This window comes from Pelomonas candidula, from assembly GCF_043555985.1.
In the GTDB taxonomy this organism is placed as follows: Bacteria; Pseudomonadota; Gammaproteobacteria; order Burkholderiales; family Burkholderiaceae_C; genus Pelomonas; species Pelomonas candidula.
The window spans coordinates 26,495-49,118 of sequence record NZ_JBIGIC010000019.1 but is presented as its reverse complement, the minus strand read 5'-3'; the positions used below and the strand labels follow the sequence as shown (position 1 = coordinate 49,118).

Here is a 22,624-nt window from a genome sequence, read left to right as displayed (position 1 = left end):
CCCCATGAAAGCCATCACCCCTCTGCTGCTGTGCACGCTGGCCGGACTGGCCCAGGCCCACATCACGCTGGACCAGCCCGAAGCGCCGGCCGGCACCAGCTACCGCGCGGTCTTCAAGGTCGGCCACGGCTGCGAAGGCGGCGCGGCGACGAAGGAGATCGTCGTCACGCTGCCCGAGGGATTGCGCGGCGCCAAGCCCATGCCGCACGCCGGCTGGACGCTGACCACCAAGCGCCGCGCACTGAAGACGCCCTACGAGAGCCACGGCAAGCCCGTCACCGACGAGCTCGCCGAGGTGCGCTGGACGGCCAACGGCGAGGCCAACTATCTGGACGACGCCTGGTACGACGAGTTCGTTCTGCGCGCCTCGCTGCCGGCCGAGCCCGGCGAGCTGTGGTTCAAGGTGCGGCAGGTCTGCACGCAGGGCGAGTGGAACTGGGCGGACATCCCGGCCGCCGACAAGCCCGCCCCGCGCGCGCCGGCCGTGAAACTGACCGTCAAGCCGGCCGCCGCGACAGCCGGGCACATGCACTGAGCCGAACGGCGCATCCACCCCGTCTTTGCGCGCGCGGCGTCATCGCGTCGCGATGCAGCGAAAAAAGGGCCGCCGGCCCGCGCTGATCGTGGCTTTGTTCACGGCGGCCTGCACCGATGATTCATCCCGTCACCAGTGCACGGCCCCCGGCAACGTTGCGGCCCCTGGCGAGGCGGAACGCGAACCGCCCGCGACCATGAAAGCACGAAAGTTCCGGCCCGCCAGCAGCACTCCCGTGCCGCCCGCGATGCCTGCCTGCGCTGTGATGATCACCGCAGCCCCACGCACCCTCACCGGTGTGTCCCGGGCGGTGTGAAGCGCTCTTGCGCCCCGACGGCTCACGCCGTCCGGGGCGCTCTTGTTTTTCCGCGGCCGGTCATGGCCCGGCTCATGGTGCGGCTGTCGCACGGCGGTCAAACGCCGTCGCGATAGTGGCGGCCACACCACCGAGGCCAATCACCATGGGTCGTCCCAGCAAAGTCCAGCCCGCGCGCACCGGCAGCAGCCGCCGCGACTTCTTCAAGCGTTCCGGCGCCGGCGCTGCGGCCCTCGTCGCCGCACCGGCCCTGCTGCCGCTGGCCGCCGAGGCCGCGAGCACGGTGTTCCAGCACGGCGTTGCCAGCGGCGACCCGCTCGCCGACCGTGTCATCCTGTGGACACGCGTGACGCCCGCGACGGCCAGGCCCGCCGTCAGCGTGACCTACGTCGTCGCCACCGACCCGGCGCTGACGCAGGTCGTGCAGCGCGGCAGCGCCAAGACCAACCCGGGCCGCGACTACACGGTCAAGGTCGACGCCACCGGCCTGCAGCCCGCGACGACCTACTACTACCAGTTCACCGCGGAAGGCGCCACCAGCCCCGTCGGCCGCACGAAGACGCTGCCCACCACCGGCGCCAGCAGCCTGCGCATGGCTGTCGTCAGCTGCTCCAACCTGGCCGCCGGCTACTTCAACGCCTATGCCCGAATCGCCGCGCGCGCCGACCTGGACCTGGTCATGCACCTGGGCGACTACCTCTACGAGTACGGCACCGGCCAGTACGGCAGCGTGCGCACGCCCGAGCCGGCCAACGAGATCGTCACGCTGACCGACTACCGCCAGCGCCACGCCCAATACAAGCGCGACGCCGACGCCCAGGCCATGCACCGCCAGCACCCGCTGATCGCGATCTGGGACGACCACGAGACCGCCAACAACAGCTGGAAGGGCGGCGCCGAGAACCACCAGCCCGCCACCGAGGGCGACTGGAACGCCCGCGTCGTCGCCGCCCTGCAGGCCTACTACGAGTGGATGCCGGTGCGCCCCGTCGACGTGGCCAACCTGCGCGACAACCACCGCAGCTTCGCGTACGGCGACCTGGCCGAGCTGCTGATGCTGGAGGAGCGCATCAACGCACGCTCCGAGCAGCTGACGACGGCCGTGCACGCCACCGCCTTCGGCGCCGGCTTCGCGACGACCGACCCCGGCTACGGAGACCCGAGCCGCACGCTGCTGGGCGACGCCGAGGAGGCCTGGCTCGTCAAGCGCCTGCGCACGACGCCGGCGCAGTGGAAGCTGCTGGGCCAGGGCGTCATGTTCGCGCAGCTCAAGGCGCCGGGCAGCAACCAGGCGACGGACCCGGGCCTGTACTTCATCAACAGCGACCAATGGGACGGCTACGAGCCGGCGCGCAACCGCCTGTTCACGGCCATCAAGGGCGACGCGGCCAACGCGCAGGTCAACAACCTCGTCGTGCTGACCGGCGACATCCACAGCAGCTGGGCCGCCGACCTGAACCCCAACCCATACAGCCCCGCCAGCTACGACAAGACCACCGGCGCCGGCTCGCTGGGCGTGGAGTTCGTCGGCACGTCAGTCACGTCACCCGGCATCGACACCGACACGACCGGCGCCATCGCCGGTGCGATCAAGTTCTACAACCCGCACTTCAAGTACGTGCAGCTGACCCGCCGCGGCTACATGCTCGTCGACGTGAACCGCGACCGCGTCGTCGGCGAGTGGTGGTACGTGGACACGGTCGCCAGCCCGAGCAACGTGGAGGTCTTCGCCGCCGCGTTCGAGGTGCGCCAGGGCGAGAACCACCTGCGCCCGTCGGCCCAGACGCCGTCGCGTGCCAACCCGCCGCTGCCGGCCCCCTGACACCTGCAAGGACCCGTCATGAAGAAGCATCTCCTCGCGCTGGCCCTGCTGGCCACGCTCTCCGCGCTGCCGCTGGCCGCGCAGGCCGCCGACCTGAGCTTCTCCGGCCAGGCGGTCAACCACAACGACAAGATCGTCATCGACTTCCAGGTCGCCGCCGGCAGCACGGTCAGCCTGTGGACCGACTCCTGGCAGTCGGGCCTGAACTTCGACCCGCAGCTCTACGTGGCCAGGGGAGGTGTCATCGTCGACCACAACGACGACAACGAGATCGCCAGCCTCGCCAGCGCCGGTGCCGGCTACTACGACGCCGGCCTGCAGTTCACCGCCACGGCGCCGGGCGGCTACCGGCTGGTGCTGAGCGCCGCGTCCAACGACGCGCGCGGCACCACGCTGGCCCAGGGCTTCGCCTACGACGGCAGCACGCCGATCAAGCTCGCCGACTGGAACCAGCCCAGCTACGACGTCAACGCCAACGACCAGAAGGGCGGCTTCTGGCGCGTCAACCTCAGCGGCGTCGAAACCGCCACCGTGGTGCCCGAGCCGGGCCGCATCTCGCTGATGCTGGCGGGCCTGCTGAGCATCGCCCTCGTCGTACGCAAGCGGCAGGGCAAGCGATAGGGCGGCAACGGCGCACCAAACGGCGCGGCTGATCGACGCGATGCAGGCCCGAGACTTGGCCCGTCAACGTCGGCCGCTGACCTCGCGGCCCACACTGGCGATATACAGCTGCGCCGGCTCGACGTCGGGAGGGTCGAGCGTGAGCTGCACGCGACGGCCGTCAGCCCCCTCCCACCAGACGACACGATTGCTCCCGGCCTGCGACCACTCCTGCGCCGTGCCGAGCGAGCTCGCCAGTGCCGCACGCACCCGCGCGGCGTCGATCGCGTCTTCGGGGCTGAACATCAGCGTGATGTTCGTCAGCCGGGCGCTGCTGCGCTCGAAGTAGACCGCCGCCCGGCGGCCAACGGGCTGGAGATCGATGTAGAACGTGCGCAGCGCCACGCCGCCCGCCGCCAAGCCGCCTTGCTTGTCCTCTTTCAACCGACCGAACGGCGCCAGTTTGTCGGCAGCCGATTTCGGTGTCAGCGCGAAGATCTGCGGGTCTGCCAGCAGGCTGACGAGCGCGCGCTCCATGCCTGCGCCCTCGGCCGAACGCGCTGGCATGGAGACGACGCACAGGCTCACGACGGCGAGCAAGGCGATCAGTGCGCGGCGGTGCAGGTTGGCGAGAAATCGGGCGGCCACAACGGATGGTTGATTGGATATGGCAAGTGCGTTCATCGAGGGCCTCATGAAATTCAAAACAAGGTCGGGCTGTCAATTCAGCCGGGATATGCACCAGCACAGCTGAAATGGTGGAGCCTGACGTTGGAGCCGAAGCGCAGAAGCCGACTGGCCATGCGAGGCGCTGATGGAGCGCAGCGGAGGCTGTGGCGTGGTTTTATGCGGCAAAACGCCCAAGATAGGCGGCGCCAGAGCACCGCAGGTGCGGAGGGCACCAACACTGGCCATGACCATGCCGAAGGCATGGTCAGTTTTGGAATCCGCTTGACCGCCAAGTTAGTCCGCGCGGATGGAGAACGAATGCATTCGCTGGCATTCAAGCTACCAAGCTTTCTACCGCCTGCTTGGCCGCCCTGAGGGAAGTCTGGTGGACGTCTCGGTGGCAGCGAATGGCCTCAACCTTGTAGCCACTCTTCAGTAGGCGCATCACATCTGCATCTGAGGCTTGGCCCTGCTGCGGATAGATGCCCTGTTTGCGAAGTTGGTGGATGCGCAACGAGGCATAGGCCTGGGCGAGGACCACGCCTAGAACAAGCCCAGTAGCGACGATAAGTAGACCATTCATTTATCTATCCCCATCTTGCTTTGACGCTTGCCTGCGGAGCATAACGTCTAAGTTATGCGGGTGTCGAAGCCGTCCGCTGCAGCAAAAGTGGAGCTCACTCGCGTCCCCGCATGTTGACGACCTTAACAAGCCGTGTGACCGTCAAGATGCGCTCGCAGACCCCAAGGTTCCCGTAGTGCCCTTCTGGCCCTAACGTGCCCTCGACCACAACACGCGATGTTCCCCAACGATCCGGTCGTTCTGCGCGAGACATGTCGCCTTTGATGCACCACCGCTCGTCTATTCCATCAGGCGTCAGGTAGGCGAACTCAAAGTTGTAGAAATACTCGCCGGCATATGCGCTCTGGTCCTCCGCCGCAGCAACGGCCGTCGCGGCGAGAAAGATCGCAAGCACTCGGAAAGTACGAGAAGTAGTCACTGAGCGCCTCAACGAATGAAGGGCACGTCCCCGTCCCTAACCAGCTGCGCTGCGGCGAACGGCAACCAGGTGCCACGAGGGGAGGTGCGGTTTCTCATCGACTCATTCGGGAGGGCAAGCCGGGACCATTCTGGGCGTGGATATTGATCTCGCCAAGAACGTGTTTGCCCTGCATGGGGTCAACGAGCCCGGCAAGGCCGAGTCGATCCGTCCGGCGGTGGCGTCTTCCAGAGGCCACTCGGCGTTGCATCGCTGGCCGCATATCAATGCGAACGGCGCGCTGCGCCTGACTCCCCCGGCAGATGGCCTTCGCGACCTACTCCCGTGGCGCCACAAGCCCCGGCGCAAGCTCGTCGCCACACCACCCGCAGCTGGCAGCCGCATTGCCGGGCCTTGAGCTCACCGTGCGCGACTGCAGTCGCCCTCAACCGTTCACGCGCTGGCAGGTCGCGGGGGCCAACGCGCCCGACGGCCCCCGCGGGCGCGTGAGCGTGGGGTCGGCCTGGCACTGCAGCCGCGGGTTGCGGGCGCGGTAGTCGTCCTCCAGCGTCTGCAGCGCAGCCGACTCGGCCTCGGTCAGCGCGCGGTAGCCGCGGCCATAGGGCCAGGCGTAGCCCCAGCGGAACGGCGTGTTCAGTTGCGGGCCGCCGCCGGCGCGCACGCCGACGAACATGGTCTCGGCGAGCGCCTGGTTGCCGGTCTTGCGCGCGACGCAGGCGCGCAGCTCGCGGTCGGCATCCAGGCGCTGCGACTCGGTGCCACCGCGCCAGTAGGCGAGGTCATGGGCGAGGCAGCAGTCGCACCAGTCGGCGCTGCCGACGAGTGCGCGGTCGGGGAAGAGACTGCAGCCGTCCGTGGCGAACCGCGCCGGCTGGGTGGTCATGGACACGCAGGACGCCAGCAGCACCGGCGCGAGCAGTGCCGCCAGCATGCGGCGGAAGGGACGGGTCATCGGCGGGCCTGCGAGGTGGAGCGAGCCCGGCATTCTCGCCAGCCCGCAGCCCCGGCGACTCAGCCAGGCGACGGCCTCGCCGCTGGCGCACGGCGGCGCGCCAGGTTGGCCGCGCGGCTGCGCCGCCACCACAGCCACAACCCGGTGCCGAGCAGCAGTGCCGGCACCAGCCCGAAGGCGCTCCACAGCACGCGGGCTGCCAGGCCGAAGGCCTCGGCGCTGTGCAGCGGGAACAGCCAGTTCAGCACCACGTTGCCGGCCGGTGCGTGCAGCGGGTCGTAACGCTGCACGAGAGCGCCGGCCAGGGTCAGGCGCACGCGGGTGTTGCCGGTGTCGGCCCGCGGTTCGCCGGGCTGCAGCAGCCGCACTTCCACGGCGGCGCCGCCGCGCGGCAGCGTGAGGCGACTCCAGCGCGCTTGCGGGAACTGCCGCTCGGCCAGCGCGACCCACTCGTCCGGTGCGAGCGCCGGCCCGGCCGGGGCCAGCTCGGTGGCTGCAGCAGCGCGCGCCGCCTTGGGCAGGCGCTCCAGCGGCAGCACGGCCGACACCCAACTGCGCGCGGCGTCGCTGAACACCATGGCCGCGCCGGTCACGGTCATCAGCATCAGCAGCGGCGCCAGCCACAGGCCGACGGCGCGATGCACGTCGTACCAGCGCCGCGCCGGCGCGGCCCGCCACTGGATGCCCAGCACGCGCCGCCACGAGGCCAGGCGCCGGGCCTGGCGCGGCCAGGCCAGCACGACGCCGCTGAGGCTCAGGCCCAGCAGCACGAGGCCGCCCGCGCCGACGACCAGCGCGCCCGCTTCGCCCTGCCACAGGTAGCGGTGCAGCTCGTAGACGGTGGGCACGAGGTGGCGCGCATCCCAGGCCACGCGGCCGCGCTCGCGCATGCCCAGGTAGCGGCCGCAGGCGGCGTCGATGAAGTGCTCGCGCCGCAGGCCATCGGCATCGCGCCGCTCCCAGACCTGGTAGGCCGCGCCGGGCTGGTGGGGCGCCACGACGATGGCGGCCTGCCGGCCGGGTGCCTGCTGCTTCAGCACGGCCAGCACGCGGGCCACGGGCGGCTGTGCGGCGTCGTCACCGGCCGGAGCCTCGCAGGCGGGCAGCGGGCGGAACCAGTCGGGGTTGAGCGCCGCATCCAGCTCCGCCTGCCACACGAGCAGGCTGCCGCTGAGGCCCAGCACGGCCAGCAGCAGCCCGGCGATCAACGAGACCCAGCGGTGCAGCCAGGCGAGCACGCGGCGCGTCATCGTCGGCCTCAGAAGCTGCGGCGCCAGCTCAGCGTCACGGTGCGGCCGCGGCCGGCGTAATAGTCGTCGGCCGTGCCGGAGTAGTTGGCCTGCGCGTAGTAGGTCAGGTAGCTGCGGTCGAACAGGTTCTCCAGGCCGACACCCAGGCGCCCCCACGGCGACTCCCAGCTAGCGGCGAGGTCGGCGACGGTGTAGCCCTTGAAGTGCTCGTCCAGCGCCGTCTTGCCCGAGAACTTGCCGACGTTGGCGTCACGCGAGAAGTAGGCCGACTGCGTCCACTGCACCGACCACGCCGGCGCGGGCTGCCAGCGGGCGCCCAGCACGAGCTTGTCGGGGCCTTGCGAGCGGGCACCAAGGTCCAGGTCGAGGCTGCCGCCGGCCGCGCTGGCGGTGCGGCCCCGCGTGATCGCGTAGCTGCCGGTGAGCTGCCAGGCGGCGGCCGGGCGCCATTCGCCGCTGACCTCGACGCCGCGCACGGTAATGGGCACGCGCTGCAGCGAGCCGATGCCGTTGCTGACCACCAGCTGGCTGCCCAGGTCGGAGTGCGAGCGGTAGACCGAGGCCGAGACGCTGCCCCGCGCACCGCGCCAGGCCACGCCGACCTCACGGTTGTCGATGAGGATGGGCTGCAGGTCCACCAGTGTGCTGACCGAGCGGCCGGCCGTGTTGACGGCGCGCAGGATCAGCCCGACGTCCGGCGAGCCGAAGCCCTCGTTGTAGGCCACGAAGCTGGACCAGCCGCTGGACCCGAAGCGCCACACCGCGCCCAGGCTCTTCACCACCTTGCTGGCGCTGCGCTCGCCGCCCTGCACCGAGGGGCTGCCGTAATAGGCCAGCGTGCGGTAGTCGTCCACCTGCAGGCGGCTGCGCTCGTCGCGCAGGCCGCCGCGCACGGTCAGCGGGCCGGCTTCGTATTCCAGCTGCGCGAACGGCGCGAGACTGCGGTAGGTCATCGGCGGCACCCAGGTGCGGCCGGTCTGCGTGAGGCGCTGTTGCGACTCGTCGTCCAGGTAGTCGGCGCCCAGCGTCAGCTCCAGGCCCGGCGTCCAGACATCCGGCCGCACCCAGCTGGCGCGCAGTCCCCACTTGCGCGCCTTGATCTCGCTCTGGTCCACCAGCGTGCCGACCGGCGCGAGGCTGGCGTCCTGGAAGGTGGCGATGACGCCGCCGCTGTAGCGCGCGGAGAAGTCCTGCTTGAACAACTGCACCGAGGCCGAGCCCTGGGCCAGGTCGGCATGCGTCCACTCCAGGCTGGCCGAGCGCACCTCGTTGCGCGGCGCGTCGTAGGGCAGCTTGCCGGGTGCCGACGTGGTGGGCAGGCCCGTCGCACGGTTGCCGGAGACGTCGACGCGGTCGTCGAAGCCGTCGGCGTGATAGCGGTTGACCATCAGCTGCACGCGCTGGGCGCCGAAGTCCTTGCCGATCTTGAGGAAGCCGTCGGCCGCCTGGTGCAGCGACTCCGTGGCCAGCGGCCGGCCGGCGCCGTCCACGCCGATGTCCTGGCTGCGCAGGCCCACGTAGGCCAGCAGGTCGAAGTCGCTCTTGTGCTCCACCATGTAGCCGGTCTTCCAGCTGTCGCTGTCGCCGTGCAGCTGGCTGCCGTAGCGCAGCTCCACCGTCTGGCGCGTGCCCGGCTCGGTGGGCTTGCGGGTCAGCGTGTTGATGATGCCGCCGGTGGCGCCCAGGCCCTGCGCGGCTGACGCGCCGGATACGACCTCGATGCGAGACACGATCATCGGGTCGGCGAAATAGCCCTCGCGGCCGCCCAGCCGCAGCGGGTTGGTCTGCGGGATGCCGTCCAGCAGCAGCAGCGCGTTGCGGCCGCGCAGGCCCTCGCCGAAGTTGGTGAGCTTCTGCCGCGCCGGCGCGTAGCCCGGGATCTGCACGGCCAGCAGCGCGCTGGGGTCCTCGCTGACGAGGCCCTGCACCTCGATCTCGCGGGCGCTGATGACGCTGACCGCGCCGGGGATCTTCTCCAGCGCCTTGGCGCCGCGGGTCGCGGTGACGACCACCTGATCCAGCGACTGGCGCTCCTCGGAGGAGGCCGGCGCGGCGGTATCCGCCGGTTCGGCATGGGCGCAAAGGCTGAGCACGAGGCAGGCGCTGGCCTGTGCCAGCGCATGGAGACGAGGATGCATGAGGAGAGAAGACAGCGGGAGTGACGTCGAACGCCCGACGGGCGCTCAGGAAGCTTTGCATTCTATTTGCAAATGCGAATCACTCTCGTTATCAACAACTTCTCAAAACACCTCACCCTCGAAGCTAGGCCGCCAGCAACTGCTCCAGCCGCTGCTCCCGCAGCCCGTAGAAGCGCTTGATCTCGGCGATCTGCGCCAGCAGCTCGGGCCGGCGCGCGGCCAGCGCCTCGGCCGCGGCGCCCTGCGCCTTCACGGCCAGAATCATCTTGTTCTTGCTTGTGTGCTCCAGCGCGATGAACTCGAACACCTGCGTGCGGTAGCCCTGGCTCTCCAGCAGCAGGGCGCGCAACGAGTCGGTCACCATCTCGGCTTCCTGGCCCAGGTGGATGCCATGCTGAAGCATCGGCCGCAGCACGGCCGGCAGCGTCATCTGCGGGCGCAGCTCCTTGTGGCAGCAGGGTGAGCTCATGATGACCCTGGCACCCGACTGCAGGCCGACGTGCAACGCATGGTCGGTGGCGATGTCGCAGGCATGCAGCGCGATCATCACGTCCAGCGGCTGCACGGCCTGCGTACGCACATCGCCCTGGTCGAAGCGGATGCCGCTGAGCTGCTCGCCCTCGATGACGGCATTGCACAGCTTCACCATGTCGTCGCGCAGCTCGATGCCCGTCACGCGAGGCTGCAGGCCGTGGGCCAGCAGCCAGTCATGCACGGCAAAGGTCAGGTAGCCCTTGCCCGAACCGAAGTCGGCCACACGCACCGGGCCCTGCAGGCCGGCCTCGTCGACGGCCGACGACAGGATCTCGACGAAGCGGTTGATCTGCTTCCACTTGCGCGCCATCGCCGGCACCAGCGCCGCCTCGCCCTTGACGAGATGGGTCAGGCCCAGCGAGGACCACACCGGATGCGCCATGTCCAGCGGGCGCTGCTTGGCCTTGTCATGCGCGGCGGGTGCCTGGGCCTCTGCGCCGTCGACGCGCGTGACCCGCAACGTCTCCCGGCCCTTGCGGCTGACGGCGAACTGCACCTCCTCGGCGGCCGTGTGCAGGTGGGCATTGCGAAAACGCGCGCCCAGCAGCGTGGCGATCTCGGCCAGGCCGGCCTCGGGGGCGTGGTTCTTGGTCACGTCCTTCGTACGGTGCCGCCACAGAAAGCTCAGCGCCGGCTCGCCGCGCAGCTCGATGGCGCGCACGGTCAACCGCTCGACGTCCTCGTCGTCTCCCACCGGGCCGGACAGCAGCAGCTTGCCGAACTGGCCGCTGGCGAGAGCCAGGCGGACGAGATGCAGGAAGCGGTCGCGCGCGGGCGCCGTGGCGGCGGGGGGCGGGTTGACGAGGGAGGTGAAGAGGGGCGCGGACATCGGCGCGATTGTCGGACAGCGGCCCGCGCCCGCCGGAGCCCCCTCATTTCAGGGGAGCTTGTGGCTTGAATGCCCAATTCCACACGCTATGGGCCGTCGCCCCCCACGGCAGCGGGGATGCACAAACCGGGTCGGGCCGACAGACTCCCCCTAACTTGAAGTCGATCCACGACCTCCGGCCGACCACGAAGAAAGACCCATGTCAAAGTCCCTGTGCCTCATCGCCGCCTCGCTGCTGACCACGCTGGCCGCCGCCGCCCATGCCGACTACGTCACCACCAGCCAGGACGTGACGTTCACCTTCCATGTCGTGGACAGCAACACCTTCACGCTCGAGATCCTGAACGGCGACACGCCGAGCGGCAACTGGAGCACGGCCGGCTACCTGAGCTACCTGGGCTTCGACGGCCTGGGCGGCAAGCTGCCCGGCCTGACTGGTGTGAACGTCAGCGTCACCCCCTCCCCCAGCACGACGATCAGCTGGGCCTACTCGCACACCGAGCTGGCCGGTCAAGGCTGCAACAAGACCGGCAACTCCGGCGCCTTCTGTCTGGATGCCAACCCCAACATCCAGATGACCAGCGACATGGTGTTCACCATCGACTTGCTGGGCACCGGCATCGATCTGACAGGCGCCATCGCCCCCGCACTGAAGGTCGGCTTTACCGACAAGACGGGCAGCAAGCCGATTGGCGACCTGCTGTCGACCACGATGACCTACGTGCCCCCGACGGTCCTCGTGACCGACGTCGTGGACCCGCCGACGGCCGGACCTTCCGGCACCACGCGGGACCTGCCGGAACCCGCCTCGCTGGCTCTGGCCGGCTTGGCCCTGGCCGGCGTTGCTGCCGCCTCGCGCCGCCGCCGCTCGGCTTGACGCCGCGCCGGCACATCGGCCGGCCTCGCCAGAACTACTTGCAGCCCGCGGGCTCCGGGTCGGCCATGCGCCGCCGGAACCGCGGGCTGCCGCATTGCACGCGCCGGCGGCACGACCGTCGTCGCGACGCCTAAACCTTGACAACGCTGACAATTCAGCGCCATCCCCCCCAAATGAGTTAGCGCACTCGCGGCATACCGCCCAAGCGCCGTATCCCTAGACTGAAGTCGAGTTATTTCACTCGCTCGTGCTGGGAGTCCTTCATGGCCCTGCTTGCCGCCCTGGCCCTCTCGACGGCGTTGTCGCCCGCCGGAAGCTGCGAGTGGCATCGCGGTGGCCTCCCTGCACAGACCGGCGACCTGGGCGTGCAGGTCGAACGCCTCAAGGACCTGCCGGCCGAACACCGCGACCGGCTGGCCAGCAAGGTGCGGGCCCTGCGCTTCGACGACACCGTCGTCATCGCGCGCGACGGCATCACGGGTCAGCAGGCCTACGAGGCCACGCTGCTCGACATGAAGCTCGGCAACCGATTCTGTCCGGCGGTCAGCCGCAGCCGGTGGGCCGAGGACGACGCCGAGCGCGCCCTCGTGTTCTGCGAACAGGGCGACTGCGTGCTCGTCACGACGCAGGGGCGGCACCTGGCCCGCGTCAAACCGCTGGCGACCGACATGGTCGGGCAGGCCATCGCCGAGCTGGCCCACAAGCCGACGGGGGCCGGCGCGCAGGCCGTGTGGGCACCGAGGCGCGTGCTGGTCGGCGCGCGGGCCGGCCTGAGCGCCAAGGAGGTGAGCAAGATCGCCGCGGTGCACGGCGGCTCGGCGCGCCGCCTTGGGCCGCCGGGCGTCTACGTGTTCGACCTGCCGGCCACGGCATCCGAGAAGGCCGTGGCGGCCACGCTGGCCCGGCACCCGCACCTGAAGTTCGCCGAGCTCGACCAGCTCGCCGTGCCGGCGCTGACGCCAAACGATCCCTATGCCGGCAGCGAATGGCATCTGAACAAGCTGGGCCTGCCCACGGCCTGGGACACGACCCAGGGCCGCGGCGTGACGATCGCCGTGCTGGACACCGGGGTGGACGGCACGCACCCCGATCTCGCCGGCCACCTCGTGGCGGGCTGGAACTTCTACGACAACAACAGCAACACGGCCGACGTGAACGGCCATGGCACTGCGGTGGCCGGTGCCGCGGCGGCCTCGATCAACAACGGCGTGGGCGTGGCCGGCACGGCCGGGCAGTCGTTCATCATGCCGGTGCGCATCGCCGACCCGAACGCCTACGCCTACTGGAGCACCGTGGCGCAAGGCCTGAGCTGGGCCTCCGACAACGGCGCCCGCGTCGCCAACATCTCCTACGGCGGGGTCTCCGCCAGCAGCACCGTGCAGGCCTCGGCACAGTACATGCGGTCGCGCGGCGGCCTCGTCGTCGTGGCAGCCGGCAACAACGGCATCGACGAGGGCTACACGCCCACGACCACCATGATCGTCGTGTCCGCGACCGACGCCAACGACGTGAAGACCTCGTGGTCCAGCTACGGCAGCTACATCAGCATCGCGGCACCCGGGCAGGACATCTGGACCACGACCCTCGGTGGCGGCTACCAGACCTGGTGGGGCACGTCGCTGTCCAGCCCCCTGGTCGCAGGCGTGGTGGGACTCATGATGTCGGCCCGGCCGGACATGAGCAACACGCAGCTGGAAAGCCTGCTGTACAGCAGCAGTGTCGACCTGGGCGCCCCGGGCCGCGACAGCTATTACGGCTGGGGCCGCGTGAATGCCTCCGCGGCCGTGCAGGCCGCGCTGACCACCGCCATCCTCGACACCCAGGCGCCCAGCGCAAGCATCAGCTCGCCGGGGAACGGCAGCACGGTCAGCGGCCTGCTGGCCGTCAACGTCGGCGCCAGCGACAACATCGGCGTCACCCGCGTGGACCTGAAGGTCAACGGCAGCGTGTTCGCCTCGGACACCACGACGCCCTACGGCTTCAGCCTGGACACGACCCAACTGCCCAACGGCGGCGCCACGCTCGTCGCCGTGGCCTATGACGCGGCCGGCAATGCCGGCAGCTCGCCCGCGGTCTCGGTCACCGTCAACAACGCCGTCGCGGTCGCACCGGACACGACGCCGCCCGTCGTCGCCATCAGCTCGCCCGCCAACGGCGCCGTCGTCTCCGGCAACGTGACCGTCAGCGTCAGCGCCAGCGACAACATGGGCCCGGCGGGCCTGAAGCTGCAGTTGCTCATCAACGGCAGCCAGGTGGCAAGCGGCAGCGGCGCCAGCCTGAGCTTCAAGTGGAACACCACCAAGCTGGCGGCGGGCAGCTACACGCTGGAGGCCCGTGCAACCGATGCCGCGGGCAACCAGTCGTCCAGCACCGCCACGGTCAGGCGCTGATACCCGAACGAGACTTTATGGAGGACATCATGTTGCGTACATCGATACACCGGTTCTGCGTTGCCGCACTGACGTTGGCCTGCGCCTCGGCCCAGGCCAACTATCTGCTGTCGTCCCAAGGCGTCAGCTTCGAGTTCAACCAGCTCGACGCCGATTCCTTCACTTTCAAGATCACCAACGCCGACCAGGCGACGGGGAACTGGAGCACCGACACCAACCTCGGCTTCCTGGGCTTCAAGGATCTCGGGCCGCTGACCGGCATCACCGGCGCGACGGTCACGAACATTCTGCCGTCGTCCAGCAGCGTGTGGTCCTACTCGGCGCAGGAGCTGAACGGCAACGGCTGCCTGGGCGGCACCTCGGGCGGCATCTGCCTGGACGCCAACCCCGACATCCCCCTCGCCAGCGTCATGATGTTCCAGATCGATCTGCTGGGCACGACGCTGGCGATCGACCCGGCGGTGGGCCCGCACCTGAAGATCGGCTTCACCTACTGGGTGCCCGACAAGGGCGACCCGACCAAGAACAACTTCGTGCCCGGCCACTACGAGATCGGCGGCGACCTGCTGTCGCTGAACATGCAGTTCAGCGCCTGCACGACGTCCGACTGCGGCGGTGGCGGAGGTTCCGGCTCCGGGGGAGGTGGCGGCGGGGGCAACGTTCCCGAACCGGCCTCGCTGGCGCTGGCCGGCCTGGCGCTGGCCAGCGCCGTCGCCGCATCGCGCCGCCGCAACCGGGGCTGAGGGGCTGAGCGCCCACACGCACGCCGTTCAGGCGTGCGTGACCAGCCCGCGCGTCTCGGCCGTGTCCAGCTGCGGCAGCCCATTGAACGTGACGAGGTGATGCCGCTTCGGGTTGAACACGAACTCGGTCACCGCCGCGTTGCGCAGCCGCAGATTCAGCTCCACGACCGACTCGGGCGGACAGGCCAGCACCTGGCCCACGGCGGTCGAGATCGGGCCGCCGCTGGAGACGATGAGCACCTGCCGGCCGACGCCCAGCGCCAGCACGCGGCCGAGTGCGTCGGCCACGCCGGCGGAGAACTCCGCATACGAGGGCATGCCCGCCGGCGCCGTCTCACCGCGCATCCACGCCAGCAGGCCCTGGCGCAGCAGGCGGAAGTGCTGCTTGACGGCCTCAGGGTCGGTCGGCGCGCTCGCAGGCTCCGGATGGAGCGCGCGCACGACAGCCTCGCCGTCGTACTCATTCAGGCCAGGCAGCGCGACGGCAGATAGATCCTCGCCGTAGCCCTCCACAATGCCGGCCAGCGACTGCGCATGCCGCTTCAGCGTGCCCGTGAACACGGCGTCGAAGCGTTGGCCACGCTCGCGCCAGTAGGCGCCCAGCAGGCGGCACTGCTCGTGGCCGGTGGCGCTGAGCTGGTCGTAGTCGGCCGCGCCGAAGCTGGCCTGGCCATGGCGGACGAGGTAGAGGCTTCCCATGGCCCGCATCATCGACGGCGGCGAGGCCGCCGACTGTCGCGACAATGACGGCCATGCCGCTGAGACAAGCCACCCGTGACGACACCGCCGAGATCTGGCGCGTGCGCTACGCCGTCACCGAGAACACGCTGACACCGGGCCGCATCACCGACGCCGAGTTGCACGCCTACCTGGAAGACTTCGGCCGCGGCTGGGTCGTCGAGCTGGAACCCGGCCGCATTGCCGGCTTCTCCATTGGCGACGCCCGCGACGGCCACATCTGGGCCATGTTCGTGGACCCGGCACTGCACGGCCGGGGCTATGGCCGACAGCTGCACGACGTGATGGTGGACTGGCTGTTCGCGCAGGGCCACCAACGTCTGGACCTCGGCACGCAGCCCGGCTCGCGCGCCGAGGCCTTCTACCGACGCGCCGGCTGGCGGCCCCTGGCCGACGGCCTGGACGCCCACGGCGACAAGCTTTTTGAACTGCATCGCGAAGACTGGAAACCCCATGCTGCAAACCCATGAGATCGAGACCGGCCCCAACCCGCGCACGACGCTGATCGTGCTGCACGGCCTCGGTGCCGATGGTTATGACTTCGTGCCCATCTGCGGCGAGCTGGACCTGAGCGCCATCGGCCCCGTGCGGTATGTGTTCCCGCACGCGCCGCAACGGCCCGTCACGATCAACAACGGCTATGTGATGCGCGCCTGGTACGACATCCTCGTCACCGACCTCGTGCGCCGCGAAGACGAAGCCGGGCTGCGCGAGTCGCAGCAGCAGATCGCCGAGCTCATCGACCGCGAGCGCGAGCGCGGCATGCCGGCAGAGCGCATCGTCGTCATGGGCTTCAGCCAGGGCTGCGCGATGACGCTGATGACGGCGCTGCGCTACCCGCATCGCCTGGGCGGCGCGGTGGGCATGTCCGGCTACCTGCCGCTGGCCGCGACGACGGCGGCCGAGCGCTCGGCCGCCAACGCCGACCTGCCCATCTTCCTGGCCCACGGCACGCAGGACCCCATCGTCGCGCCGGCCCGCGGCATTGCCAGCCGCGACGCGCTGCGCGCGCTGGGCCATGACGTCGAGTGGCACGACTACCCGATGCCGCACTCGGTCTGCGCCGAGGAGGTCGAGGCGATCAACGCCTGGCTGCTGAAGCAACTGGGCTGAGTTCGGGTCGCTGTTCCGGCCGCCAACGCGCCGGCAGCTCGGAGAAGATCAAGCAGTCATGGAGCGCCTGCCCGAACAGATCGTCGACTGGCACAACCGCCATCCCCTCGCGCGCCGCATCGGCGTGGGTGATGTGCACACGGTCGGCGTCGTCGCCCTGCCCTTCGTGCGCGCGACGGCGCAGGCAGGCGGCGTGGTGGAGCCTGTGCTGACCGACGTGGTCAGCGCCTTCGACGACCTGCACGGCATGCCGCCCGTGTCGCGCTGGGCAGTCTGGTCGCAGAAGCTCAAGGGCCTGACCCGTCTCCTGCCCGGCCGGCCGCGGCAGCAGCAGTGGCGGGCCTTCAGCGAGAAGTTCCTGCCGGGCCTGAGCCCCAGCCGCATCGAGCGCTTCGCGCTGGCCCACGGCTATACCGAACCGCCGGCGACGCCGGAGTCGCAGCCCTGGCGCGTCATCGTCATCGACGAGAAGCTGGCCGCCACCCACAGCGGCTGGCCGTTCGAGCTCTACCTGATGAGCGCCGGCATCGACACCGGCAGTGCCCGCACCCGCGTGCTGTGCGGACGCGGCATCCCGTCGCAGATCGTTGGCCGACGCCTGTGGGACCCCATCCGCGCGGGTGGCGCCGCAGCCGCACTGGCACTGCTCGTCGCCATCGGGGCGTGGCTGCTGTGGCCTCACCCGGCCGCCGAGCCGGTCGCGCCGCCGGAAGTGGCGGCGTCCGCGCCCGAAGCGGTGGCGTCGGCGCCTGTGGAAGCACCGTCCGCCCCCGCCGGCACCGAACCCGCCGCGTCGGCGCCGCCGGTCGCGGCCTCCGGGCCTGCCGAGGCCGCCGCCTCCGCCGCCGAGCCGGCGGCCAGCCAGGCGGCCGACCAGCAGCCGGACATCCGCCCACACCTTGTCGAGCGCAACGACGGCATCAAGCGGCCACCGCTGCTGTCCAGCGGCAAGGCCGCAGTGCCCGACAAGCCTGCGGAAACGCCCACCGACAAAGCGATCGACAAGACACCCGAAAAGGCGTCAGGGAAGCCTGCCGACAAAGCGACCGAGCCCGCCAGCAAGGCCGAGCCGGCCGACCCACGCCTGGCACGCATGGCCGAGGCGCCGAACCAGGTTGCCGTCGCCCTGGTGGGCCCCGCAGGCAGCAAGGCCGACGCCGAGGCGCTGCTGAAGAAGATGAAGGAGGGCCTCAAGGGCGTGCACAGCAACCCCGACTCGCTGCAAGCCGACGTCATCCAGACGCCCGAAGGTTGGCGCGCCACGATCTGGCCCTTCCCGAGCCGGGAGCAGGCCCAACTCATCAACGCGACGCTGGTGGCGCGCGGGCTCAAGACCAAGGCCGTCAACTTCTAGGCGCGCGCTTGAAGCGCGCAGGCAGAGGGAAACCTGACAGCAGCAGCCGCGAGCGGGGCGGCGGGCTCAGGCGGTGGCAGGCCGGCGAATGACAAAGGCCCGCTTGTCGCCGCTGTCGAATCCGCAGCGTTCGTAGAACGCCCACACGGCCGGGTCCTTGCGGCTGGTCGTCAGCACGACCTTGTACGCACCTGCCGCCCATGCTTGCTCGATGGCGTGGCGGATGACCGCCTGGCCGTACCCCTGGCCGCGGTGATCGACGTGCGTGACGACGTTCTCGATGACGCCGTAGCTGCGGCCGCCGCGCGTCAGGTTGGGAATGACGGCGAGGTTGCAGCTCGCCGTCAGCACGTCGCCCACGAACAGGCCGAAATGGCACAGGCCCGGGTGGGCGAACACGGCCTTCACCGCCTCGGGTGAAGGCCGCGCATCGCCCGCGTTCAGGTGCTCGTAGAGCGCCAGCAGGGCGTCGACATCGCCGACGCCCAGGTCGCGGATCGCGACCTCCGCCATCACTTCACCTCGAGCTTCATCGTGTGGGCGATGAAGGCCAGGATGTCGCTGCGCTCCTCGATGATCTTCGAGGTCGGCTTGCCGGCACCGTGGCCGGCATTGGTCTCGATGCGGATCAGCTTGGGCGCCGGGCCGGTGTCGGCCGCCTGCAGCGTGGCGGTGTACTTGAAGCTGTGCGCCGGCACGACGCGATCGTCGTGGTCGCCCGTCGTCACCATCACGGCCGGGTACTTCGCGCCGCTCTTGATGTTGTGCAAAGGCGAGTAGGCGTACAGCGCCTTGAACATCTCCGGGCTGTCACTGCTCTTGCCGTAGTCGGTCGCCCAGGCCCAGCCGATCGTGAAGTTCTGGTAGCGCAGCATGTCCATGACGCCCACCTGCGGCACGGCCGCAGCGAACAGGTCGGGGCGCTGGTTCGTCACCGCGCCGACCAGCAGGCCGCCGTTGCTGCCACCGTTGATGGCCAGCGTCGCGGGGCTGGCGACCTTGTTCTTGACGAGCCATTCGCCGGCGGCGATGAAGTCGTCGAAGACGTTCTGCTTCTTCAGCTGCGTACCGGCCTCGTGCCAGGCGGAGCCGTACTCGCCGCCGCCACGGATGGAGGCCATGACGTACACGCCGCCCATCTTCAGCCATGCGGCCACCGTGACGCTGTAGGCCGGCGTCATGGCGATGTCGAAACCGCCATAGCCGTACAGCAGCGTCGGGTTCGTACCGTCCAGCTTCAGGCCCTTCTTCGCCGCGATGAAAACGGGCAGGCGCGTGCCGTCCTTGCTCGTGACGAACTCGCGGCGGGTCTCGAACTCATCGGCGTCGAAGGCGGTCTTGGGCTTCTTGAACAGCTCGGTCTTGCCGGTCTTCACGTCGAAGCGGTGGATCTCGGCCGGCGTCGTCAGGCTGGTGTAGCTGAAGAAGGTCTCGCTATCGCTCCAGCGCCCGCCGAAGCCGCTGGCAGTGCCGACACCGGGCAGCTTGACCTCGCTGAGACGCTTGCCATCGGCGCCGTGCACGCGCACCAGCGTCGCGGCGTCATGCAGGTAGCTCAGCAGCAGGCGGCCACCGACAGCCGAGGCGCCGGTCATCGCGTCCGGGCCCTCGGCGACGAGCGTCTTCCAGCCGGCGGGGGCGGGGTGCTTCAGGTCGATGCTGACCAGCTTGCCGCGCGGCGCGCCCTTGTCGGTCTTGACAATGAGCTGGCCGGCATGCGCGGCGACGGGAACGTACTGCGCGTCGAAATCCAGCGTGATGGGCTGGGGCTTGCCACCGGCGAAGGCGCCCTTGGGCAGCGGAAGCACCATCAGGCCGTTCTTGCTGCCGGCGCTCTTCCAGACGCTGATGAGCAGCAGCTGACCGTCGTCCGACACCTCGGTGCCAAAGCCCCACTCCTTGTCGTCACGGTTCTCGGCCACCAGCACGTCGTCGGCCTGGGCCGTGCCGAGGCGGTGGTAGTAGAGCTTCTGGAAGTAGTTGGCGCCCTTCAGCGCCTCGCCCTCCTTGGGCGCGTCGTAGCGGGCGTAGAAGAAGCCCTTGCTGTCGGCCGTCCACGAGGCGCTGCTGAACTTGATCCACTCGATCTTGTCGGCGAGATCCTGGCCGGTGGCGAGGTCACGCACCTTCCAGGTCTGCCAGTCCGAGCCGGCGCCGGCCACGCCGTAGGCCAGCAGCCTGCCGTCGCGCGACGGCGCCAGGCCGCTGAGCGCCACCGTGCCGTCCTTAGACAGGCCGTTGGGGTCCAGCGCCACCTGCGGGCTGTCCTTCAGCGACTTGGCCCAGTAGATGACGTTCTGCTGCTGCAGGCCGTCGTTGCGCGTCCAGAAGTAGCGATCGCCCTCGTGGAACGGGATGCCGATACGCTCGAAGTTGTAAAGCTCGGTGTAGATGCGCCGCGCCGGCAGGCGCTGCGGCATGGCTTCGAGGAACTTGTCGGTGACGGCGTTCTGCGCGGCGACCCAGGCCTTGGTCTCGGCGCTGTTGTCGTCTTCCAGCCAGCGGTAGGGGTCGGCGACCTTCGTGTCGAAGTAGGTGTCGACCTGGTCGACCTGGCGCGTGGCGGGGTAGCTGAGGCCTTGAGCCTGGGCGCTTGTGGCGAGCATGGCTGCGATGGCAAGGGTGGGCAGGGTGAGCTTCATCAGGCGGGGTGATCCTGAGTTCAAGAAGCCCGGGATTCTCGGCACCGCCGCGGGGCGGCGCCGATGGTCATGCGATAAAACCCTGTGAACGATCAGCTACGGTAGTCGGCGTTGATGCTGACGTAGTCGTGGCTGAGGTCGCAGGTCCAGACAGTGGCGCTGGCCGTGCCGCGGTTCAGGCCGACGCGGATCGTGATCTCGGCCTGCTTCATGACGCGCTGGCCGTCTTCCTCGCGGTATTCGGCCAGGCGCCCGCCCTGGCGCACGACGGCGACGTCGTCCAGGTCGAGATCGATGAGGCTCTGGTCCAGGTCGCCGATGCCGGCGTAGCCCACGGCGGCCAGGATGCGCCCCAGGTTCGGGTCGCTGGCGAAGAACGCCGTCTTGACCAGCGGCGAGTGCGCGATGGCGTAGGCCGCCAGCTTGCACTCGGCCTCGTCGCGGCCGCCCTCGATGGTGATGGCAATGAACTTGGTGGCGCCTTCGCCGTCACGCACGATGGCCTGGGCCAGTTCCTGCGCCAGCGAGATCAGCGCTTCGCGCAGCACCCGGGCGTCGGCGCTGTCCAGCGACGTGATCTCGGCGTGCGCGGCCTTGCGGCTGGCGATCAGCATGAAGCAATCGTTGGTGGACGTATCGCCGTCGATGGTGATGCGGTTGAAGGACGCGTCGGCGGCCTGCTTGACCAGCGGCTGCAGCAGCGCCGGCGCGATGTTGGCGTCGGTCGCGACGAAGCCCAGCATCGTCGCCATGTTGGGCCGGATCATGCCGGCGCCCTTGGAGATGCCCGACAGCGTGACGGGCACGCCGCCAATCGTCACGCGACGCGAGGCGGCCTTGGGGATCGTGTCCGTCGTCATGATGCCGGCGGCGGCCTCGGCCCAGTTGTCGGCCTTCAGCGCGGCCAGCGCGCCCGGGAGGCCGGCCACGATGCGGTCGACGGGCAGCGTCTCCATGATGACGCCGGTGGAGAACGGCAGCACCTGTTCCGGCGCGCAGCCGATCAGGCCGGCCAGCGCCTGGCAGGTCTCGCGCGCGCGGGCCAGGCCGTCGGCGCCGGTGCCGGCGTTGGCATTGCCGGTGTTGATGAGCAGTGCACGGATGGCCGAGCCGCCGGCCAGGTGCTCGCGGCAGACCTGCACGGGGGCGGCGCAGAAGCGGTTGGTCGTGAACACGCCGGCCACGGCCGCGCCCTCATCCAGGGCGATGACGCTGAGATCGCGCCGGTTGGCCTTGCGCACGCCGGCCATCGTCACGCCGAGGCGCACGCCCGGCACGGGCAACAGGGTGGCGGGATCGGGGGCGGAGAGATTGACGGGCATGGCGCGCTCGGTGGGTTCAGGGAAAGCGCGCGGATTGTAGGAAGCTAAAACGACAAAGGCTCCCGAAGGAGCCTTTGCAAGGAATGCGCGCCGATCAGCGCGGCAGCCGGCGGCGGGCGATCAAGCCGACAGCACCCAGGCCGGCCAGAAGCAGCGCGTAGGACTGGGGTTCCGGGACCGCAGCCGCGAGCGGCGTGGCGGTGATCAGATCCTGGAGGCCGCTGTTGGTCAGCTTGGTCAGCGCATAGCGATTCGGACCGGTGTACGCCAGCGCTTGGGCCAGGAAGGAATTCGCCAGCGACGACACGGTCGCATTGGCGGCGGCATCACCCAGCAACGTGAAGCTGCCGGTGTTCACGTTCAGCGAGTTGCCAGTCTCCAGGACCGTTTCCCACACGGCCAGTTGGAAGGCCGCCTTGTCGTTGTAGGTCGTCAGACCGGCGTAGGCCGTGGAGAACAAACCTTGCAGATGCTGTGCCTGCAGGCCGGTGAAGCTCTCGACGTTGTAGGTCTGCGTACGACCGATGCGGCCATTGCCTTCCGAGGGCTCGATGCAGTAAGCGATGAAACTGTCGCCGCCGACGTAGGAGTAGTTCAACGCCGTGGTGGCGTAATTGCTGGTGACCGGCACGCTGGCAGACGTGCTGGTGTCCATCGTGCTCAGCTTGACGCCCGCCGTGTCCACGCCATTCCACTTGATGTCGACAGTGCTGGCAGCAAAGGCTGCCTGGGAAGCGAGTGCGCCTGCAGCGATGAGGCTTGCAACGAGGATGTTCTTCATTGAAGTCTTTCCGTTCGT

22 protein-coding genes are annotated in these 22,624 nt (G+C 69.5%); 10 read left to right on the top strand and 12 right to left on the bottom strand.

Features of this window, described 5'->3' with window-relative positions; translation table 11 throughout:
* Positions 1 to 4: 4 nt before the first annotated feature.
* The 3 genes from ACG04R_RS26155 to ACG04R_RS26145 all read left to right on the top strand — a co-directional run bounded on the left by ACG04R_RS26155 (position 5) and on the right by ACG04R_RS26145 (position 3,294).
* Positions 5 to 535 carry a YcnI family copper-binding membrane protein gene (locus ACG04R_RS26155; RefSeq protein WP_394416998.1) on the top strand — a complete coding sequence of 177 codons (531 nt, stop codon included), beginning with the start codon at positions 5 to 7 and terminating at the stop codon, positions 533 to 535.
* A 461-nt stretch (positions 536 to 996) separates the two neighbouring features.
* Positions 997 to 2,673, top strand: coding sequence for an alkaline phosphatase D family protein (locus ACG04R_RS26150; RefSeq protein WP_394416996.1), 1,677 nt, complete (start codon positions 997 to 999; stop codon positions 2,671 to 2,673).
* An 18-nt stretch (positions 2,674 to 2,691) separates the two neighbouring features.
* Positions 2,692 to 3,294: a DVUA0089 family protein gene (locus tag ACG04R_RS26145; protein ID WP_394416994.1), complete on the top strand. Its 603-nt coding sequence runs from the start codon at positions 2,692 to 2,694 to the stop codon at positions 3,292 to 3,294.
* Positions 3,295 to 3,357: 63 nt separating this feature from the next.
* Here ACG04R_RS26145 and ACG04R_RS26140 read toward each other — a convergent pair whose 3' ends face one another.
* From ACG04R_RS26140 to ACG04R_RS26130, 3 genes are all read right to left on the bottom strand, one after another.
* Complete coding sequence (locus ACG04R_RS26140) at positions 3,358 to 3,957, bottom strand: hypothetical protein (RefSeq protein ID WP_394416993.1); 600 nt, start codon at positions 3,955 to 3,957, stop codon at positions 3,358 to 3,360.
* 319 nt (positions 3,958 to 4,276) lie between these two features.
* The gene (locus ACG04R_RS26135) at positions 4,277 to 4,525 is read right to left on the bottom strand and encodes a hypothetical protein (protein ID WP_394416991.1); all 249 of its coding nucleotides are present in this window, start codon (positions 4,523 to 4,525) and stop codon (positions 4,277 to 4,279) included.
* A 94-nt stretch (positions 4,526 to 4,619) separates the two neighbouring features.
* Positions 4,620 to 4,919, bottom strand: a complete 300-nt coding sequence (locus ACG04R_RS26130) for a hypothetical protein (RefSeq protein ID WP_394416989.1) — start codon at positions 4,917 to 4,919, stop codon at positions 4,620 to 4,622.
* Positions 4,920 to 5,079: 160 nt separating this feature from the next.
* Between ACG04R_RS26130 and ACG04R_RS26125 the strand changes: the two genes are divergently transcribed.
* Positions 5,080 to 5,340 carry a hypothetical protein gene (locus tag ACG04R_RS26125; protein WP_394416987.1) on the top strand — a complete coding sequence of 87 codons (261 nt, stop codon included), beginning with the start codon at positions 5,080 to 5,082 and terminating at the stop codon, positions 5,338 to 5,340.
* A 27-nt stretch (positions 5,341 to 5,367) separates the two neighbouring features.
* On the opposite strand, the gene ACG04R_RS26120 is transcribed toward ACG04R_RS26125, so the two are convergent.
* From ACG04R_RS26120 to ACG04R_RS26105, 4 genes are all read right to left on the bottom strand, one after another.
* On the bottom strand, positions 5,368 to 5,895 hold the full coding sequence (locus ACG04R_RS26120) for a hypothetical protein (protein WP_394416985.1): 528 nt from the start codon (positions 5,893 to 5,895) through the stop codon (positions 5,368 to 5,370).
* Positions 5,896 to 5,954: 59 nt separating this feature from the next.
* A complete protein-coding gene (locus tag ACG04R_RS26115) occupies positions 5,955 to 7,145 on the bottom strand; it encodes a PepSY-associated TM helix domain-containing protein (protein WP_394416983.1) in 1,191 nt (396 codons plus the stop codon).
* Positions 7,146 to 7,153: 8 nt separating this feature from the next.
* The gene (locus ACG04R_RS26110; protein WP_394416981.1) at positions 7,154 to 9,283 is read right to left on the bottom strand and encodes a TonB-dependent receptor; all 2,130 of its coding nucleotides are present in this window, start codon (positions 9,281 to 9,283) and stop codon (positions 7,154 to 7,156) included.
* 124 nt (positions 9,284 to 9,407) lie between these two features.
* Positions 9,408 to 10,646 (bottom strand): class I SAM-dependent methyltransferase, encoded by a 1,239-nt coding sequence (locus tag ACG04R_RS26105; protein WP_394416979.1) that lies wholly within the window; start codon positions 10,644 to 10,646, stop codon positions 9,408 to 9,410.
* A 199-nt stretch (positions 10,647 to 10,845) separates the two neighbouring features.
* Between ACG04R_RS26105 and ACG04R_RS26100 the strand changes: the two genes are divergently transcribed.
* From ACG04R_RS26100 to ACG04R_RS26090, 3 genes are all read left to right on the top strand, one after another.
* The gene (locus ACG04R_RS26100) at positions 10,846 to 11,523 is read left to right on the top strand and encodes a PEP-CTERM sorting domain-containing protein (protein WP_394416977.1); all 678 of its coding nucleotides are present in this window, start codon (positions 10,846 to 10,848) and stop codon (positions 11,521 to 11,523) included.
* A gap of 263 nt (positions 11,524 to 11,786) precedes the next feature.
* Positions 11,787 to 13,913, top strand: a complete 2,127-nt coding sequence (locus ACG04R_RS26095; RefSeq protein WP_394416975.1) for an MHFG family PEP-CTERM protein — start codon at positions 11,787 to 11,789, stop codon at positions 13,911 to 13,913.
* Between the two features lie 29 nt (positions 13,914 to 13,942).
* Complete coding sequence (locus ACG04R_RS26090; RefSeq protein ID WP_394416973.1) at positions 13,943 to 14,656, top strand: PEP-CTERM sorting domain-containing protein; 714 nt, start codon at positions 13,943 to 13,945, stop codon at positions 14,654 to 14,656.
* Between the two features lie 27 nt (positions 14,657 to 14,683).
* Here ACG04R_RS26090 and ACG04R_RS26085 read toward each other — a convergent pair whose 3' ends face one another.
* A complete protein-coding gene (locus ACG04R_RS26085; RefSeq protein ID WP_394416971.1) occupies positions 14,684 to 15,355 on the bottom strand; it encodes a histidine phosphatase family protein in 672 nt (223 codons plus the stop codon).
* A 53-nt stretch (positions 15,356 to 15,408) separates the two neighbouring features.
* Between ACG04R_RS26085 and ACG04R_RS26080 the strand changes: the two genes are divergently transcribed.
* Genes ACG04R_RS26080 through ACG04R_RS26070 form a run of 3 tightly spaced genes read left to right on the top strand, consistent with a single transcriptional unit; the run spans position 15,409 to position 17,861 of the window.
* Positions 15,409 to 15,864, top strand: coding sequence for a GNAT family N-acetyltransferase (locus tag ACG04R_RS26080; RefSeq protein WP_394416969.1), 456 nt, complete (start codon positions 15,409 to 15,411; stop codon positions 15,862 to 15,864).
* Positions 15,848 to 16,507, top strand: a complete 660-nt coding sequence (locus tag ACG04R_RS26075) for an alpha/beta hydrolase (RefSeq protein ID WP_394416967.1) — start codon at positions 15,848 to 15,850, stop codon at positions 16,505 to 16,507. Before ACG04R_RS26080 ends, ACG04R_RS26075 begins: the two co-directional genes overlap by 17 nt.
* Positions 16,508 to 16,565: 58 nt before the next feature.
* The gene (locus tag ACG04R_RS26070; RefSeq protein ID WP_394416965.1) at positions 16,566 to 17,861 is read left to right on the top strand and encodes a hypothetical protein; all 1,296 of its coding nucleotides are present in this window, start codon (positions 16,566 to 16,568) and stop codon (positions 17,859 to 17,861) included.
* Positions 17,862 to 17,927: 66 nt separating this feature from the next.
* On the opposite strand, the gene ACG04R_RS26065 is transcribed toward ACG04R_RS26070, so the two are convergent.
* The 4 genes from ACG04R_RS26065 to ACG04R_RS26050 form a co-directional block, all read right to left on the bottom strand.
* Positions 17,928 to 18,374 (bottom strand): GNAT family N-acetyltransferase, encoded by a 447-nt coding sequence (locus ACG04R_RS26065; protein ID WP_394416963.1) that lies wholly within the window; start codon positions 18,372 to 18,374, stop codon positions 17,928 to 17,930.
* Complete coding sequence (locus tag ACG04R_RS26060; protein ID WP_394416961.1) at positions 18,374 to 20,503, bottom strand: prolyl oligopeptidase family serine peptidase; 2,130 nt, start codon at positions 20,501 to 20,503, stop codon at positions 18,374 to 18,376. The genes ACG04R_RS26065 and ACG04R_RS26060 overlap by 1 nt, the downstream gene beginning before the upstream one ends.
* Before the next feature lie 92 nt (positions 20,504 to 20,595).
* Positions 20,596 to 21,825, bottom strand: a complete 1,230-nt coding sequence (gene argJ, locus ACG04R_RS26055) for a bifunctional glutamate N-acetyltransferase/amino-acid acetyltransferase ArgJ (protein ID WP_394416959.1) — start codon at positions 21,823 to 21,825, stop codon at positions 20,596 to 20,598.
* 94 nt (positions 21,826 to 21,919) lie between these two features.
* Positions 21,920 to 22,606, bottom strand: coding sequence for a PEP-CTERM sorting domain-containing protein (locus ACG04R_RS26050; protein ID WP_394416957.1), 687 nt, complete (start codon positions 22,604 to 22,606; stop codon positions 21,920 to 21,922).
* Positions 22,607 to 22,624: the final 18 nt, after the last annotated feature.

Bases quoted from the DNA above. Each gene is read 5' to 3' on its own strand.
- ACG04R_RS26155 (WP_394416998.1), top strand. From the start codon at position 5: ATGAAAGCCATCACCCCTCTGCTGCTGTGCACGCTGGCCGGACTGGCC.
- ACG04R_RS26150 (WP_394416996.1), top strand. From the start codon at position 997: ATGGGTCGTCCCAGCAAAGTCCAGCCCGCGCGCACCGGCAGCAGCCGC.
- ACG04R_RS26145 (WP_394416994.1), top strand. From the start codon at position 2,692: ATGAAGAAGCATCTCCTCGCGCTGGCCCTGCTGGCCACGCTCTCCGCG.
- ACG04R_RS26140 (WP_394416993.1), bottom strand. From the start codon at position 3,957: ATGAACGCACTTGCCATATCCAATCAACCATCCGTTGTGGCCGCCCGA.
- ACG04R_RS26135 (WP_394416991.1), bottom strand. From the start codon at position 4,525: ATGAATGGTCTACTTATCGTCGCTACTGGGCTTGTTCTAGGCGTGGTC.
- ACG04R_RS26120 (WP_394416985.1), bottom strand. From the start codon at position 5,895: ATGACCCGTCCCTTCCGCCGCATGCTGGCGGCACTGCTCGCGCCGGTG.
- ACG04R_RS26115 (WP_394416983.1), bottom strand. From the start codon at position 7,145: ATGACGCGCCGCGTGCTCGCCTGGCTGCACCGCTGGGTCTCGTTGATC.
- ACG04R_RS26110 (WP_394416981.1), bottom strand. From the start codon at position 9,283: ATGCATCCTCGTCTCCATGCGCTGGCACAGGCCAGCGCCTGCCTCGTG.
- ACG04R_RS26105 (WP_394416979.1), bottom strand. From the start codon at position 10,646: ATGTCCGCGCCCCTCTTCACCTCCCTCGTCAACCCGCCCCCCGCCGCC.
- ACG04R_RS26100 (WP_394416977.1), top strand. From the start codon at position 10,846: ATGTCAAAGTCCCTGTGCCTCATCGCCGCCTCGCTGCTGACCACGCTG.
- ACG04R_RS26095 (WP_394416975.1), top strand. From the start codon at position 11,787: ATGGCCCTGCTTGCCGCCCTGGCCCTCTCGACGGCGTTGTCGCCCGCC.
- ACG04R_RS26090 (WP_394416973.1), top strand. From the start codon at position 13,943: ATGTTGCGTACATCGATACACCGGTTCTGCGTTGCCGCACTGACGTTG.
- ACG04R_RS26085 (WP_394416971.1), bottom strand. From the start codon at position 15,355: ATGGGAAGCCTCTACCTCGTCCGCCATGGCCAGGCCAGCTTCGGCGCG.
- ACG04R_RS26080 (WP_394416969.1), top strand. From the start codon at position 15,409: ATGCCGCTGAGACAAGCCACCCGTGACGACACCGCCGAGATCTGGCGC.
- ACG04R_RS26075 (WP_394416967.1), top strand. From the start codon at position 15,848: ATGCTGCAAACCCATGAGATCGAGACCGGCCCCAACCCGCGCACGACG.
- ACG04R_RS26070 (WP_394416965.1), top strand. From the start codon at position 16,566: ATGGAGCGCCTGCCCGAACAGATCGTCGACTGGCACAACCGCCATCCC.
- ACG04R_RS26065 (WP_394416963.1), bottom strand. From the start codon at position 18,374: ATGGCGGAGGTCGCGATCCGCGACCTGGGCGTCGGCGATGTCGACGCC.
- ACG04R_RS26060 (WP_394416961.1), bottom strand. From the start codon at position 20,503: ATGAAGCTCACCCTGCCCACCCTTGCCATCGCAGCCATGCTCGCCACA.
- argJ (WP_394416959.1), bottom strand. From the start codon at position 21,825: ATGCCCGTCAATCTCTCCGCCCCCGATCCCGCCACCCTGTTGCCCGTG.
- ACG04R_RS26050 (WP_394416957.1), bottom strand. From the start codon at position 22,606: ATGAAGAACATCCTCGTTGCAAGCCTCATCGCTGCAGGCGCACTCGCT.